This window comes from Amycolatopsis sp. NPDC004079 (assembly GCF_040610415.1).
Taxonomy (GTDB): Bacteria; Actinomycetota; Actinomycetes; order Mycobacteriales; family Pseudonocardiaceae; genus Amycolatopsis; species Amycolatopsis halotolerans.
The window spans coordinates 44,404-58,801 of record NZ_JBEXMH010000008.1 but is presented as its reverse complement, the minus strand read 5'-3'; the positions used below and the strand labels follow the sequence as shown (position 1 = coordinate 58,801).

Here is a 14,398-nt window from a genome sequence, read left to right as displayed (position 1 = left end):
CCGGACCAGCGGGCACCGGAACCGGACTTATCCGGCGAACCGGGCGACGCTGACGGCGCCGTGGCCGCTCCCCCCGCCCCCGGCGCCGCGTCCCCGGTCGGCCCGCGCCGCACCGATCCGCTGAACGCCGCCGAGACCCGCGGCCTCGACGCGGTCCGCCGTTTCGGCACGGTCGGTTCGCTGTTCCTCGCGCTCGGCTCGCTCGGCGCCGGGGCCGCGCCGGTGATCAACCCGGTGCAGGACCTGCCGGTGCTGCGGCTGTTCATCCGAATCCCGACGGTCTCGCTCGCGATCGCCTTCTCCGGCATGGGCATCCTGGTGCTGAGCTGGCTCATGCTCGCCCGGTTCGCCCGTCCGGCGAGCGCGCGGCTGGCCACCAGCGGGCAGCTCGCCCGCACCGTCGCGATGTGGGTCGCGCCGCTGCTGCTGATCCCGCCGCTGTTCTCCCGCGACGTCTACAGCTACCTCGCGCAGAGCGAGATCGTGCACCGCGGCATGGACCCCTACCAGCTGGGACCGGCGCAGGCGCTCGGCGTCGCCGACCCGCTCACCTCGGGCGTCACCAACATCTGGCGCGAGACCCCCGCCCCGTACGGCCCGCTGCTGCTGCGGCTGGGCGGCTGGCTGGCCCCGGTCGGCGGCAACAACATCGTCGTCGGCGTGCTGCTGCAGCGCGGCCTCGCGATGGTCGGCGTGCTGCTGATCGTGTGGGCGGTGCCGCGGCTCGCCCGGCGGTTCGGCGTGCAGCCCGCCACCGCGCTGTGGCTCGGCGCGGCGAACCCGTTGCTGATCTTCCATTTCGTCGCGGGCGCGCACAACGATTCGCTGGCCATCGGGCTCATGGTGGCCGGGCTGGAGATCGGCATCCGGCGGCTGCCGGTGCGGGTGAAGGGCGACAGTCCGCCGCCCTTGGCGAAGGGCGAACTCCTCTTCATCGCGCTCGGCGTCGTCATCATCACGATCGGCGCCACGGTGAAGATCCCGGCCGTGCTGGCGTTGCCGTTCCTGTCGGTGATGGTCGCGCGCAGATGGCACGGGCGGCTGAAGGACCTGGTGTGGGCGGGCGCGCCGATGGCGGTGCTGTTCGGCGTCGTGCTCACCGCGATCTGCGTCGGCACCGGGCTGGGCTTCGGCTGGATCGGCGCGACGGCGAGCACGCCGGGGCTGGTGCGGTCGTTCATCTCCCCCACCGCGGAGGTCGCGAACCTCGGCGGCGTCCTCGGCATCACGCTCGGGCTCGGCAACCACACCGACGCGCTGGTGCCGATCCTCGGCACGCTCGGCAACGTGATCACCGCGGCGGTCACGATCAAATTCCTGTGGGCCAGCTTCAAATGGCGCTACCGGCCGATCATCGGGCTCGGCGTCTCGCTGGGCGCGGCGATGATCCTGCAGATCAACCTGCAGCCGTGGTACCTGCTGTGGGCGGTGATCCCGCTCGCCGCGGCGGCCGGGACGTCGCGGTTCCGGGTGGTCGCCACGGTCATCAGCGCCGGGCTGCCGTTCCTGCTTCCGCCCACCGGCGGCACCTTCGACGGCCGCTCCTACGTCCTGCCGTGGGCCTACGGCGCGGCCGCTCTGGTGACCCTCGGCGGGCTCGCGATCGTGTACCGGGTTTCGCCGCTGCTGTTGTCCAGGACACCTCCGGCGTCCCCAGCACCGCGCGCGCCCGCCGACGTCGTATCGTGATTCGTTGTGGACAACCCCGCCGTCGAGATCTCCGGCTTGGCGAAAAGCTACGGCTCCACCACCGCGGTCGACGGCATCGACCTGCGCATGGAGCGTGGTTCCCTGCTGGCCCTGCTCGGGCCGAACGGCGCCGGAAAAACGACCACTGTCGAGATTTGCGAGGGTTTCCGCAGACCTGACGCGGGCCGGGTGCGCGTGCTCGGCCTCGACCCCGTCGCGGACAGCTCCCGGCTCCGCCCGCGCGTCGGCATCATGCCGCAAGGCGGCGGCGCGTACCCGGGCGTGCGCGCGGAGGAAATGCTGCGGCTAGTGGCTTCCTGCGCGGCGAACCCGCACGATCCGGCGTGGCTGCTCGACGTGCTCGGCCTCGCCGGCGCCAAGCGGACGCCGTTCAAACGGCTCTCCGGCGGGCAGCAGCAACGGCTTTCGCTGGCGTGCGCGCTGGTCGGCCGTCCGGAGCTGGTGTTCCTGGACGAGCCCACCGCGGGCATGGACCCGCAGGCGCGGCGGCTGGTCTGGGACCTGCTCGCGGCCCTGCGCGCGGACGGTGTGAGCGTCCTGCTCACCACCCACCTCATGGAGGAAGCGGAAACGCTCGCCGACCAGGTGGTGATCGTGGACCACGGCAAGGTCGTCGTCGAGGGCACGCCGCATTCGCTGACGCTGGAGGCGGGCGAGGCGGCGCAGCTGCGGTTCCGCGCCCGCACCAAGCTCGACACGACGCTGCTCGCGGCCGCGCTGCCGGAGGGGTACCGGGTCAGCGAAACCGCGCCCGGTTCGTACCTGGTGGAAGGCGCGGTCGACCCGCAGGTGGTCTCCGCCGTCACCGCCTGGTGCGCGCAACAGGGCGTACTGCCCGAACAACTGCAAGTCGGACGGCGGACGCTCGAAGAAGTGTTCCTCGAACTCACCGGACGGGAGCTGCGCGCATGAGTTCTCCGTTCCCCGCAGGCACTTTCGCCCCCGCGCCCGGCCGCGGTTCGCTCGGCAGGATGCTGCGCACGCACGCACGCGTCGAGGCCGCGCTGACGCTGCGGCACGGCGAGCAGCTGCTGCTCACCCTGATCATCCCGCTCGCGCTGCTGATCGGCCTGAGCTCGCTGGACATCCTGCCCGCGAGCCAGCTCGGCTCGACGTCCAAAGTGGACTGGATGACGCCGAGGATCCTCGCGCTGGCGGTGATGTCGTCGGCCTTCACGGGCCAGGCGATCGCCCTCGGCTTCGACCGCCGCTACGGCGTGCTGAAGCGGCTTTCGGCGACCGCGCTGCCGCGCTGGCTGCTCGTGGCCGGACGGGTCGTGGCGGCGCTGGTCGTCGTCGCGCTGCAGTCCGTGGTGCTCGGCGTGGTGGCGGCTTTCCTGGGCTGGTCGCCGTCGGCCGCCGGGATCGGCTCCGCGGTGGTGCTGCTGTTCCTGGGGACGCTCGCTTTCGGCGCGCTGGGCGTGCTGCTGGGCGGCGCGCTGCGGGCGGAAGCGGTGCTGGCGCTCGCGAACATCGTGTGGTTCGTGCTGCTGCTCGCCGGGGGGATCCTGCTGGCTCCGTCGGCGTTGCCGTCCGGGGTCGGGGTGATCGTTTCGCTGCTGCCCTCGGGCGCGCTGGCGGAAGGCATGCGCGCGGCGCTGGTGGACGGGCAGTTCCCGCTCGGTCCGGCGGCGGTGCTGGTGGTGTGGGCCGCGGTGGCCGGAGTGCTGGCGACGCGGACCACGAAACTCACCTGAATCCCACATCGAATTACCGGTCATCGCGCGGAATTCAGGCCGCTAATGTGACGGCCGCCGCACCCGATTCCTTGCGCACGCTGGCGAATCCGTCCGGAACAATACTGCCGCGTGCAGGCGGGAAAACGCGCGCGAGTATTCTTTCCGCGTGTCCCTTCGCAGTTTGATCGCCCGCCTGCCGTATCCGTCCGCCGCGGTCCAGCGCGGCGTCGGGATCGCCGCGGTGGTCACGCAGGCAGGCATCGGCGTCACCGGTTCCGTGGTGCGGGTGACCGGGTCCGGGCTGGGATGCCCGACCTGGCCGCAGTGCGTCGCGGGCAGCCTGGTGCCGGTGCGGCACTCGGGCATCGACGCGGTCACGCAGTGGATCGAGTTCTCGAACCGGATGCTGACCGGCGTCGTGATCGTGGTGGCGGCGCTGGCCGTGCTCACCGCGTGGCGGATCCAGATCGACCACCCGGAGCGCAAGCGCCTGGTGAAGCTCGCCTGGACGATGCCCGGCGGCGTCGTGCTGCAGGCGGTCATCGGCGGGCTGACCGTGCTGGCGAAACTGGAATGGTGGACGGTCGCGATCCACTTCCTGGCCTCCACGCCGCTGGTGTGGCTGGCGGTCATGCTGCTGAAGGCGTTCCGCGAAGGAGACGAACCGGCGCGCCCGCTGGTCCCGAAACTGGGACGGCAGATGCTGGTCCTGCTGACAGTCCTGATGTGGGCGGTCCTGATCGCCGGCACGACAGTCACCGGCGCGGGCCCGCACGGCGGCGACGTGAACACGCATCGCCTCGACGCCCCGATCGAGCAGCTGGCCCGGGTCCACAGCGGCTTGCTGATCGCTTACCTCGTGGTGCTGGGGGTCTTCGGGCTCACGCTGATGCGCGTCGGTGCGCCTAAGAGCGTGTGGCAGCGGTATGCGTGGGTGTGGATTGTCGCGCTGCTGCAGGGGGTTCTGGGGACGGTGCAGTACGCGCTGGGCGTGCCCGAGGCGATGGTGTCGTTCCACGTGCTGGGCTCGGCGCTCGTGATCGTGGTGACGGCGGTGCTGTGGACGGGAACCCGCGACCGCGGTCCGGTGACGTCGCTGGAGCCCGCGGAGAAGCGGGAACTCGCCACCGCGAACTGACGGTCATCCGGGCGTAACTGCGCGTCGGCCCGGCGGACAGGTCGGCGGCTTACCGTCGTCGCCGACCGGCTTTCCGCAAGCCCCGCGAAGCCCGAGGTGCCGCCATGCCGACCGCCCCTGCCCGTACCGGCAAACCCCTTCTCTCCGGCCGGCGCGGGACCGCCGAGATGATCGTGCTCAAGACGTTCCTGCTCGTGCCGTTCGCCGCGCTGATCGCCGCCGTGCCGCTGCTGTGGGGGTGGGGCATCGGCTGGACCGACCTGATCCTCGCGACCGTCTTCTACGTGCTCGCGACGCTCGGCGTGACCGTCGGGTACCACCGCTACTTCACCCACGGCGCCTTCAAAGCGAGCCGCCCGCTGCGGATCGCGCTCGCGATCGCGGGGAGCATGGCCGTGCAGGGGTCGGTGATTTTCTGGGTCGCGAGCCACCGCCGCCACCACGCGTTTTCCGACCGCGAGGGCGATCCGCACTCCCCGTGGCTCTTCGGCACGTCGCCCGCCGCGCTGCTGCGGGGGTTCTGGCACGCGCACATGGGCTGGATGTTCCAGCGCGAGGTCACCAACGCCGACCGCTTCGCGCCGGACCTCGTCAGCGACCGCGACCTGCGCCTGGTGAACCGGTTCTTCTGGCTGTGGATCACCCTCAGCCTCGCCCTGCCCGCCGCGCTCGGCTGGGCGTTCAGCGGCACCTGGCAGGGCGCGCTGACGGCGTTCTTCTGGGCCGGTCTGGTGCGGATCGCGTTCCTGCACCACGTGACCTGGTCGGTGAACTCGGTGTGCCACCTGATCGGCGACCGGCCGTTCGCGAGCCGCGACCGCGCGGCGAACTTCTGGCCGCTGGCCCTGCTGTCCATGGGCGAGTCGTGGCACAACTCCCACCACGCCGACCCGACGTGCGCCCGGCACGGCGTGCTGCGCGGACAGGTGGACGTCTCGGCGCGGGTGATCTGGGCGTTCGAGCGGTTCGGCTGGGCGAGCGACGTCCGCTGGCCCCGAGCGGAACGGCTGGCGGCGAAGCGGCGAGCAGCCGCCGAACCCAGCTAGGCCAACTGCTGCCGAACCGCAGACGCGAACCGCAACGGCGCACCCGCGTCCGCGTGCCGGAAACCCAGCGACGGCTCAGTCAACTCCAGCTCCAGCACCAGCGGACGCCCGTCGTCCCCGCGGACCAGATCCACCCGCGCGTACAAGAGTTCCGCCCGCAAAATGCCGAGCAGCCCGCAAGCAGCGTCCAGCGCGTCTTCCGCCACCGCACGCACCTCCGGAGCCGGGACAGCGGCCGCCAGCCGCTCCTCGCGATACAACCCCGAGGTGTCCATTGAGGACTCAACCGGAGCGAATTTCGTGAAGGCATGCGAATAAACGCCGCCGAAGTACGTCACCGCGATCTCACCCTGAGTGTCCACACTGGACTGATACGGCTGGATCAGACCCGTGCGCCCGTCGTCGTGCAAAGCGCGCAGATGCCGCTCCGCCTCCGCACCGGACGACGAGAACCGGGCGGCGTCGCGGCCTCCCGCGCCCACCGAAGGCTTCACCACGAACGGTTTCTTCGGCCAGCGCGGCTTCTCCCCCGGCGGCACGATCTCGACCGGCACCGTCGGCACGCCCGCGTCGAGCAGCTCGCCCAGATAAGTCTTGTCGGTGTTCCACCGCACGACCGCGGCCGAGTTGCTCAGCCCGGGCACGTCTTCGCACCAGCTGAGGAATTCTTCCCGACGCGAGGGGTAGTCCCAGGCAGCACGCAACACCACGATGTCCGCGGAAGCGAAGTCCGCAGCCGAATCCCAAGCCGCCCAGCTCACGGTGAATCCGAGGTCCGCGAGCGCGGGCAGCACCGCGGCCTCGTCGCCGTCGCCCTCGGGCAGCGCGGCGCAGCCGACGAAAATCGCCGAGCGCGTCACCGGCCCGCTCGCGGCCCGGCCATCTTGCGCCGGTGCGCGGCACCGATCTTGACCGTCTTCACGGTTTCGCTGTCCCACTCCGCTGCCTCGAGGTCGTCGACCTGCTCGACCAGCGCGGCACCGGTCTCGACCCCGGCGACCAGCACGTCGCCCATCGCCCCGTCCGGGCCCACGAGCACGACCCGCGCGCCGGCCAGCCCGATGTTCTCGACCACGGCGCGCGCCGGTTTGCCGTGCTTCGCCACGAAGCCGCGGGCGGAGGCCAGCTGGCGGGCGGTCGGCGCGGTCGGCGTGTTTTCGGTCTCCTCAGCCACGTCCGGAGCTTAACCCGAGACCCCCGCCCCCGCGGCCCGACCGTGTTCTCGGCCATAGTGGACGCCAGACGCGCACATCTCGAGGAGGAACCATGCCGACCGCAGTGCAGGTGACCCGGACCGGCGGCCCGGAAGTGCTGGAACTGGCCGAGATCGAGCCCGGCCCGCCCGGCGCGGGCGAACTGCTGGTCGACCTCGCCGCCGCGGGCGTCAACTACATCGACACCTATCAGCGCCAGGGCATCTACCCGATCGACCTGCCGTTCGTCCTCGGCTCCGAGGGCGCCGGGACGGTCATGGAGACCGGCGAGGGCGTCACCGAATTCGCTCCCGGCGACCGCGTGACCTGGCAGGGCGTGCTCGGCAGCTACGCCCAGCGCGCTGTGGTCCCGGCCAGCGCCACGGTGAAGGTGCCCGAAGGCGTGTCCGACGAGACCGCCGCGGCCACGATGCTGCAGGGCCTGACCGCGCACTACCTGGTGCGTTCGACCTACGAAGTGCAAGCGGGCGACGACATCCTCGTCCACGCGGCGGCCGGCGGCGTCGGTTTGCTGCTGGTGCAGCTGGCGAAGTCGCGCGGCGCGCGAGTGCTGGCCACGGTGTCCACCGACGAGAAAGCAGAGCTGGCCCGCGGCGCCGGCGCGGACCACGTGATCCGCTACGACCGCGAGGACTTCGCCGCCGCGACCCGCGAGCTGACCAACGGCGAGGGCGTCGCAGCGGTCTACGACGGCGTCGGCAAGAGCACCATCGACGGCAGCCTCGCCAGCCTCAAGATCCGCGGCACGCTGGCGCTGTTCGGCGCGGCCAGCGGCCCGGTGCCGCCGATCGACCCGCAGCGGCTCAACTCCGGCGGCTCGCTCTTCCTGACCCGCCCGACGCTCGGCCACTACCTGCGCACCCGCGAGGAACTCGACTGGCGCGCCAGCGAACTGTTCGCCGCCGTGCAGGACGGTTCGCTGAACGTCCGCATCGGCGGCCGCTACCCGCTCGCCGACGCCCGCAAGGCCCACGAGGACCTGCAGGGACGCCGGACGACCGGAAAGCTGCTGCTGATCCCCTGACTCAGCACACCGGCAGCGCGCCGGCCGCGAACACCAGCGAACTGTTCGCGGCCGGGCACGACGGCTCGCGCAGCGTCCGCAAAGCCAACGAAGACCGGCGAGGACGCCGCACGGCCGGAAAGCTCAGCCGACCGAGAGGGCGTCGGTCACGAACACCAGCGTTTCGTTGGGCGCGATGCCGCGTCCGCCGTCCTTGTAGGCGAGGGCGGGCGGGATGATCATCAGCCGCCGGCCGCCCTGCTTCACGCCGACGAGACCCTGGTCCCAGCCGTCGATGACCTGTCCGGCGCCGAGGTCGAGGCCGAACGGCTCGCCGCGGTCGAACGAGCTGTCGAGCTTCTTCTTGTTCGACCAGGTGACGACCAGGTAGTTCATCGACAGCTTCGACCCGGCGGCCGCGGCCTTCCCGGTGCCCGCCGAGAGGTCCTTGGTGAGCAGCTTCTTCGGCGGGGCGCAGTCGTCCGGGATGGTGATCGTCGGCGGCTGGCCGAAGTTCCCGGTGGTCTTGATGTCGTCCGCGGTGCACTCGCGGCTCGGGGCCGCGCTGCTGTCGCCGCCGCAGGCCGTGAGGCCAAACGCGGCGACAGCCGCGACCGCGCCGAGGACAGCTGTCCTGCCGATGTTCTGCATGGCGGAAGATTAACCAAGGCCGCCGAGCGCGGGCACCGCCGGACCAGTCCGCACGACGCCGAGCCGCTGCGTCGCCCTGGTCAGCGCCACGTACAGGTCGTTGAGCCCGCGCGCCGAGCCCGCGACGATCTCGTCCGGCGACACCAGCACGACCCCGTCGAACTCCAGCCCCTTGGAACGGTCGACGGTCAGCACGCTCAGCCGCTCGTCCTCGGGAAGCAGCTTCCGCACCTCGTCCAGGCGACCGCCCGGCACCAGCACCGCCACGGTCCCACCGTCCACAGCGGACAGTTCGGCGGCCACCAGCGCGGGCAGTTCCGCGTCCAGCGAAGCGACTTCCACGCCCCACGGCGGCACCCCGGTCTCGCGCACCGACGCCGGCGCGGCCAGGTCCACGTCGAGTTCGGCGAGCACGCCCGCCGCGACCGCCATGATCTCCGCCGGGGTCCGGTAGTTCACTGTCAGCTGCTCCAGCCGCCAGCGGTCCGCGACGTACGGCGACAGCACCTCGTCCCACGTCCGCGCTCCCCCGGCGGCCCCGGTCTGCGCGACATCGCCGACCAGCGTCATCGACCGGTTCGGCGTGCGGCGCATCAGCAGCCGCCAGTCCATCGCGGACAGTTCCTGCGCCTCGTCGACGATCACGTGCCCGAACGTCCACGTCCGGTCCTGCGCGGCCCGCTGCGCCGCGGTCAGCTGGCTGCGCGCCTGCTGCCGTTCGGCGAACAGCTCGGCGTCCAGCACGTCGGACACCCGCAGGACCTCCTCGTCCTGGATTTCCTCGTCCTGGTCCAGGATGTCCAGCACGCCCTCGGCGTACGCGCGCTCGACGCGTTCGCGACGCTTGTCCTCGGCCTCCTCCTCGGAATCGTCGGTGCCGAGCAGTTCGGCCAGTTCGTCGAGCAGCGGCACGTCGGCGGGCGTCCACTTCGTGGTGCGGCCGCTCTCCAGGTGCTTGCGGTCCTCTTCGGACAGCAGGTCGCCCGCCGCCCGATCGAGGTGTTCGCGGTCGGCGAACAGGTCGTCGAGCAGGCCTCCCGGGGTGAGTTTCGGCCACAGCGAGTTCAGCGCGGCAGCGACCGCGGGGCTCGAGGTCAGTTCGGCGCGGATGTCCTGGACGTCCTGCGCGTCCAGCAGGTCCTCGCCCAACGCGCGGGCGGCCTGCCGGGTGAGCGCGTCGAGGACGTCGGAGATGAACAGTCGCCGCGCGAGGTTGTGCGGCCGGCGCGAACGCCGTGCCCGGGTGCGGGCCTGCGCGCAGGTCTTCCGGTCGAGCTTGAGGATCTCGCGTTCGTGCTCGATTTCGATCACCGGATCGGGTACACCTTGCCGATCCCGAACGGCCTTGGCGAGCACGTCGGCCATCACCAGCCGGCCCTTCACCTCGGCCGCTTCCGGAGACTCGACCCCGTCGGCGTCCAAGCCCGGCCACAGCTGGCCGATGGTCGACAGCAGCACGCCGGTCTCGCCGAGCGACGGCAGCACCTGGCCGATGTAGCGCAGGAAGGTCGAGTTCGGGCCGACGACGAGCACGCCGCGCGTGGTCAGCTGCTGGCGGTGCGTGTAGAGCAGATACGCCGCGCGGTGCAGCGCGACCGCGGTCTTCCCCGTGCCCGGCGCGCCCTGCACGACCATCACCCCGCCGAGCGGCGCGCGGATGATCCGGTCCTGCTCGCCCTGGATGGTGGCGACGATGTCGGCCATCTCGCCGGTCCGGCGGCGCTCCAGCGCGGCCAGCAGCGCGGCCTCGCCGGCGAGCCCGAGATCCTGGCCCTGGTCGGCGGCGGTCAGGTCGAGGATCTCGTCGTCGAAGCCGGTGACGCGACGGCTCAGCGACCGCAGATGCCGGCGGCGGCGCACGCCGTCCGGCGACGCGGCGGTGGCGAGGTAGAAGGGTCGCGCGACCGGGGCGCGCCAGTCGATCAGCAGCGGCCGGTAGTCGTCGTCCTCGTCGAACAGGCCGAGCCGTCCGATGTAGGCGGTCTCCTCGGTGTCTTCGGAGGCGCTGCCCGGCACGAAGTCCAGCCGCCCGAAGCACAATCCCTGCTCGACCGACCCGAGCTGGGCGAGCCGGTCGCTGTGCAGGTTCGTGGCGGCTTCGCGTTCGGTCCGCGCCTGCGGCGTCCCGCCGGTCTGGCGCAGGGTCTCGTCCAGCCGGCGCTGGGTCTGGGTGCGTTCGGAGTCGAGCTTCGCGAACAGTGCGTCGGTGTAGGCCTGTTCGCGGCGCAGCTCGGCTTCGTAGGCCGGTTCCTCGGGCAAGGAAAGGTCCTGCTTTCAGGTCGGGATCGGGGCCGGAAGAGTGCAACCGGCGAGGATCCCGGGCCATTCCTGCCAGCGCCCCCATGTGGCATTGGGTGCATCTGACGCACCGAACGCCACATTGGGTGCGTCTCACGCACCCAATGCCACATTGGGGCGTTCGGCGGAACGGGTCAGAACGGGAGGCCGAGGACCGGCAAGCCGATCGCCGAGTCGACCGCCAGCGCGACGAACACGATCATCAGGTACGTGTTCGACCGGTGGAACAGCGCCATCGGCTTGGTCTCCTCGCCGCGGTGCACGGCGGCCTGCAGCCGGTGCGCGTAGAAGAGGAACCAGCCGCCGGCGAGGATCGCGAAGGTCGCGTACAGCCAGCTGGTGACCGGGAGCAGCAGCAGCGTCCAGGCGACCATCACCCACGAGTAGATGACGATCTGCCGGGCCACGTGCTCGGCGGTCGCGACGACCGGAAGCATCGGCACGCCCGCGCGCTCGTAGTCGTCGCGGTACTTCATGCCCAGCGCCCAGGTGTGCGGCGGCGTCCAGAAGAAGATCACGCCGAACATCACGAACGCCGGCCACTGCACGGTCCCGGTGACCGCGACCCAGCCGATCAGCACCGGCATGCAGCCCGCGGCCCCGCCCCAGACCACGTTCTGCGACGTCCGCCGCTTGAGGCCGAGGGTGTAGACGAAGATGTAGAACAGGATCGTCGCGATCGCGAGGACCGCCGCCAGCAGGTTCACCGTGAAGTACAGGACGGCGAACGAGGCGACGCCCAGCACGAGGCCGAAGATCAGCGCGTTGCGCCGCGGCACCGCGTCCTTCACCAGCGGACGCCGCTTGGTGCGGTTCATGACCTTGTCGATGTCGCTGTCGATCACGCAGTTGAGCGCGTTCGCGCTGCCCGCTGCCATCGTGCCGCCGACCAGCGTCGCGACCACCAGCCACGGGTTCGGCACCTCGCGCCCGGCGAGGAACATCGCGGGGATCGTGGTGACGAGGAGAAGCTCGATCACGCGCGGCTTCGCCAGCGCGGCGTACGCGCCGGCCACCTGGCGGAAGCTTCGCCGGGCCCCGCTCGGCCGTCCGCCGTCCGGGGGTACGGCGCTGGTGTCTTCACTGCGTCCGTGCGCAGCGTTCACCAACGACATTTCTCTCCCTGAGTCAGTCCTGGGCCGGGCGGCCCGGAAGAAACAGGTGGTGCTGTGTGAGAACTTCCGTGCCTGGCCCGCGATCGATGTTAGACGTGGCGGATGGGCTCGACGCCCGCGGGTCCGGGACACGCCCGGCGATGTCTCGTCCGTCACGTCGCCCCGCGAGTCGCGAAGGCCCGCGACGGGTAGCCGGGGAAGGACAGGCGGGCAGGATCACCTCACCCGCGGGGCTGTCGCCCGCGCTCGCGCGCACGCGTACGCACTAGGGTGACAGCGTCGGGCCGCTCGCTCCGCCTGCACAGCGCCGCCAGCAGGAATATCGTCCCTTCGGGATCGATTGAGATAACTGAGGGCGCACACCGCAGCACTTGAGCGGCACGCACGGAATACAGCCACCACTTCACCGACGCAGGAGTTCGAGTTCAGTGTCCGAAACCTCTAGCAGCGAGACCAACCCCTTGCTCCGGCGCAATGTGCCGGCCGACTGGACCGAGACCGACACCCGCGCCGTAGACACCGCCCGCGTACTGGCCGCGGACGCCGTCGAAAACTGCGGCAGCGGACACCCGGGCACTGCGATGAGCCTGGCGCCGCTGGCGTACACGCTGTTCCAGCGCACGATGCGGCACGACCCGGCCGACCCGGAGTGGCCCGCCCGCGACCGGTTCGTCCTCTCCGCCGGCCACTCCAGCCTGACCCTCTACATCCAGCTGTACCTGGCCGGCTTCGGCCTGGAGCTGGAAGACCTCGAGCAGCTGCGCCGCTGGGGCTCCAAGACCCCGGGCCACCCGGAGTACCGGCACACCAAGGGCGTCGAGACCACCACCGGCCCGCTGGGCCAGGGTCTCGCGAACGGCGTCGGCATGGCGATGGCGGCCCGGCGCGAGCGCGGTCTGCTGGACCCGGACGCCCCGGCCGGCGAGAGCATCTTCGACCACCACATCTACGTGATCGCCTCCGACGGCGACATCGAAGAGGGCGTCACCTCCGAGGCCTCGTCCATCGCGGGCCGCCAGCAGCTGGGCAACCTGATCGTCTTCTACGACGACAACAAGATCTCCATCGAGGACGACACCAACATCGCGCTGTCCGAGGACGTCGCGAAGCGGTACGAGGCCTACGGCTGGCACGTGCAGACCGTCGAGGGCGGCGAGGACGTCGTCGCGATCGAGGCGGCCATCAAGGCGGCGCAGGCCGAGACCGGGCGGCCGTCGTTCATCCAGCTGCGCACGATCATCGGCTACCCGGCCCCGACGAAGATGAACACCGGCAAGGCGCACGGCGCGGCGCTGGGCGCGGAAGAGGTCGCGGGCGTCAAGAAGGCGCTGGGCTTCGACCCGGAGAAGAACTTCGACGTCGACGACGCGGTTCTCGCGCACACCCGCCAGCTGATCGAGCGCGGCGAGAAGGAGCGCGCCGAGTGGCAGGAGCGCTTCGAGGCGTGGGCCGCGGCGAACCCGGAGCGCAAGAAGCTGGCCGACCGGCTGTCCACCCGCACGCTGCCCGAGGGCTTCGCGGACAACCTGCCGTCGTGGGAGCCGGACGCCAAGGGCATCGCCACCCGCAAGGCCTCCGGCGAGGTGCTCAACGCGCTGGCCGAGCCGCTGCCCGAGCTGTGGGGCGGTTCCGCGGACCTCGCGGAGAGCAACAACACCACCATGAAGGGCGCCGACTCGTTCGGCCCGGCCGAGGCCGGCACCGACATGTGGAAGACCAACCCGTACGGCCGCACGCTGCACTTCGGCATCCGCGAGCACGCGATGGGCTCGATCCTCAACGGCATCGCGCTGCACGGCGGCACCCGCCCGTACGGCGCGACGTTCCTCACCTTCTCCGACTACATGCGCCCGCCGGTCCGGCTCGCCGCGCTGATGAAGGCCCCGGTCATCTACGTGTGGACGCACGACTCGATCGGTCTCGGCGAGGACGGCCCGACGCACCAGCCGATCGAGCAGGTCGCCGCGCTGCGCGCCATCCCGGGCCTCAACGTCGTCCGCCCGGCGGACGCCAACGAGACCGCGTACGCGTGGAAGGCCGTTCTTGAGGACGTGCACCACCCGTCCGGCTTCGCGCTGACCCGGCAGAACGTGCCGGTGCTGGAGGGCACGAACGCCGAGGGCGTCAAGAAGGGCGGCTACGTGCTGGCCGAGGCGTCCAACGGCACCCCGGAGGTCGTGCTGATGGCGACCGGCTCCGAGGTCCAGCTGGCCGTCGAGGCACGCAAGACCCTCGAGGCCGACGGCATCCCCACCAGCGTGGTCTCCATGCCGTGTGTCGAGTGGTTCGACGCGCAAGACCAGGACTACAAGGACGCGGTCCTGCCGCCGTCGGTCAAGGCCCGCGTTTCGGTCGAGGCCGGGATCGCGATGCCGTGGCAGCGCTTCACCGGCGACGCCGGCGAGAACGTTTCGATCGAGCACTACGGCGCCTCGGCCGACGCCGCGACGCTGTTCCGCGAGTTCGGCTTCACCGCCGAAGCCGTGGTCGACGCCGCCCGCCGCTCGATCGCCAACACCAAGAACTGAATTGAAGGGAGTGCAC

The 14,398-nt window shown here is 71.1% G+C and carries 12 protein-coding genes; 7 read left to right on the top strand and 5 right to left on the bottom strand.

From position 1 onward, the window contains the following. Nucleotides 1-60 precede the first annotated feature (60 nt). The 5 genes from mptB to ABZX37_RS11325 all read left to right on the top strand — a co-directional run bounded on the left by mptB (nucleotide 61) and on the right by ABZX37_RS11325 (nucleotide 5,573). Nucleotides 61-1,689: a polyprenol phosphomannose-dependent alpha 1,6 mannosyltransferase MptB gene (gene mptB / locus ABZX37_RS11345; protein ID WP_354738673.1), complete on the top strand. Its 1,629-nt coding sequence runs from the start codon at nucleotides 61-63 to the stop codon at nucleotides 1,687-1,689. A 6-nt stretch (nucleotides 1,690-1,695) separates the two neighbouring features. Beyond that, the gene (locus ABZX37_RS11340) at nucleotides 1,696-2,622 is read left to right on the top strand and encodes an ABC transporter ATP-binding protein (protein WP_009075909.1); all 927 of its coding nucleotides are present in this window, start codon (nucleotides 1,696-1,698) and stop codon (nucleotides 2,620-2,622) included. Next, complete coding sequence (locus ABZX37_RS11335; protein WP_354738383.1) at nucleotides 2,619-3,407, top strand: ABC transporter permease; 789 nt, start codon at nucleotides 2,619-2,621, stop codon at nucleotides 3,405-3,407. The genes ABZX37_RS11340 and ABZX37_RS11335 overlap by 4 nt, the downstream gene beginning before the upstream one ends. A 148-nt stretch (nucleotides 3,408-3,555) precedes the next feature. Then, nucleotides 3,556-4,527: a COX15/CtaA family protein gene (locus ABZX37_RS11330; protein WP_354738381.1), complete on the top strand. Its 972-nt coding sequence runs from the start codon at nucleotides 3,556-3,558 to the stop codon at nucleotides 4,525-4,527. A 104-nt stretch (nucleotides 4,528-4,631) separates the two neighbouring features. After that, a complete protein-coding gene (locus ABZX37_RS11325; protein ID WP_354738379.1) occupies nucleotides 4,632-5,573 on the top strand; it encodes an acyl-CoA desaturase in 942 nt (313 codons plus the stop codon). On the opposite strand, the gene ABZX37_RS11320 is transcribed toward ABZX37_RS11325, so the two are convergent. Continuing rightward, complete coding sequence (locus tag ABZX37_RS11320) at nucleotides 5,570-6,433, bottom strand: hypothetical protein (protein WP_354738377.1); 864 nt, start codon at nucleotides 6,431-6,433, stop codon at nucleotides 5,570-5,572. The genes ABZX37_RS11325 and ABZX37_RS11320 overlap by 4 nt on opposite strands. Then, complete coding sequence (locus ABZX37_RS11315; protein WP_354738376.1) at nucleotides 6,430-6,747, bottom strand: hypothetical protein; 318 nt, start codon at nucleotides 6,745-6,747, stop codon at nucleotides 6,430-6,432. The genes ABZX37_RS11320 and ABZX37_RS11315 overlap by 4 nt, the downstream gene beginning before the upstream one ends. 92 nt (nucleotides 6,748-6,839) lie before the next feature. Here ABZX37_RS11315 and ABZX37_RS11310 point away from each other — a divergent pair, with 92 nt between their 5' ends. Further along, nucleotides 6,840-7,811 carry a quinone oxidoreductase gene (locus ABZX37_RS11310; protein WP_354738374.1) on the top strand — a complete coding sequence of 324 codons (972 nt, stop codon included), beginning with the start codon at nucleotides 6,840-6,842 and terminating at the stop codon, nucleotides 7,809-7,811. A gap of 123 nt (nucleotides 7,812-7,934) precedes the next feature. Here ABZX37_RS11310 and ABZX37_RS11305 read toward each other — a convergent pair whose 3' ends face one another. The 3 genes from ABZX37_RS11305 to ABZX37_RS11295 form a co-directional block, all read right to left on the bottom strand. Next, nucleotides 7,935-8,441 (bottom strand): FKBP-type peptidyl-prolyl cis-trans isomerase, encoded by a 507-nt coding sequence (locus ABZX37_RS11305; RefSeq protein WP_354738372.1) that lies wholly within the window; start codon nucleotides 8,439-8,441, stop codon nucleotides 7,935-7,937. Between the two features lie 9 nt (nucleotides 8,442-8,450). Then, nucleotides 8,451-10,700 (bottom strand): AAA family ATPase, encoded by a 2,250-nt coding sequence (locus ABZX37_RS11300; protein WP_354738370.1) that lies wholly within the window; start codon nucleotides 10,698-10,700, stop codon nucleotides 8,451-8,453. A gap of 173 nt (nucleotides 10,701-10,873) precedes the next feature. Further along, on the bottom strand, nucleotides 10,874-11,854 hold the full coding sequence (locus ABZX37_RS11295) for a heme o synthase (RefSeq protein WP_354738368.1): 981 nt from the start codon (nucleotides 11,852-11,854) through the stop codon (nucleotides 10,874-10,876). 428 nt (nucleotides 11,855-12,282) lie between these two features. Here ABZX37_RS11295 and tkt point away from each other — a divergent pair, with 428 nt between their 5' ends. Next, entirely contained in the window at nucleotides 12,283-14,382 is a 2,100-nt protein-coding gene (gene tkt / locus ABZX37_RS11290) for a transketolase (RefSeq protein WP_354738366.1), read from the top strand. Nucleotides 14,383-14,398: the final 16 nt, after the last annotated feature.

Bases quoted from the DNA above. Each gene is read 5' to 3' on its own strand.
- ABZX37_RS11295 (WP_354738368.1), bottom strand. From the start codon at position 11,854: ATGTCGTTGGTGAACGCTGCGCACGGACGCAGTGAAGACACCAGCGCC.
- ABZX37_RS11305 (WP_354738372.1), bottom strand. From the start codon at position 8,441: ATGCAGAACATCGGCAGGACAGCTGTCCTCGGCGCGGTCGCGGCTGTC.
- ABZX37_RS11335 (WP_354738383.1), top strand. From the start codon at position 2,619: ATGAGTTCTCCGTTCCCCGCAGGCACTTTCGCCCCCGCGCCCGGCCGC.
- ABZX37_RS11310 (WP_354738374.1), top strand. From the start codon at position 6,840: ATGCCGACCGCAGTGCAGGTGACCCGGACCGGCGGCCCGGAAGTGCTG.
- ABZX37_RS11325 (WP_354738379.1), top strand. From the start codon at position 4,632: ATGCCGACCGCCCCTGCCCGTACCGGCAAACCCCTTCTCTCCGGCCGG.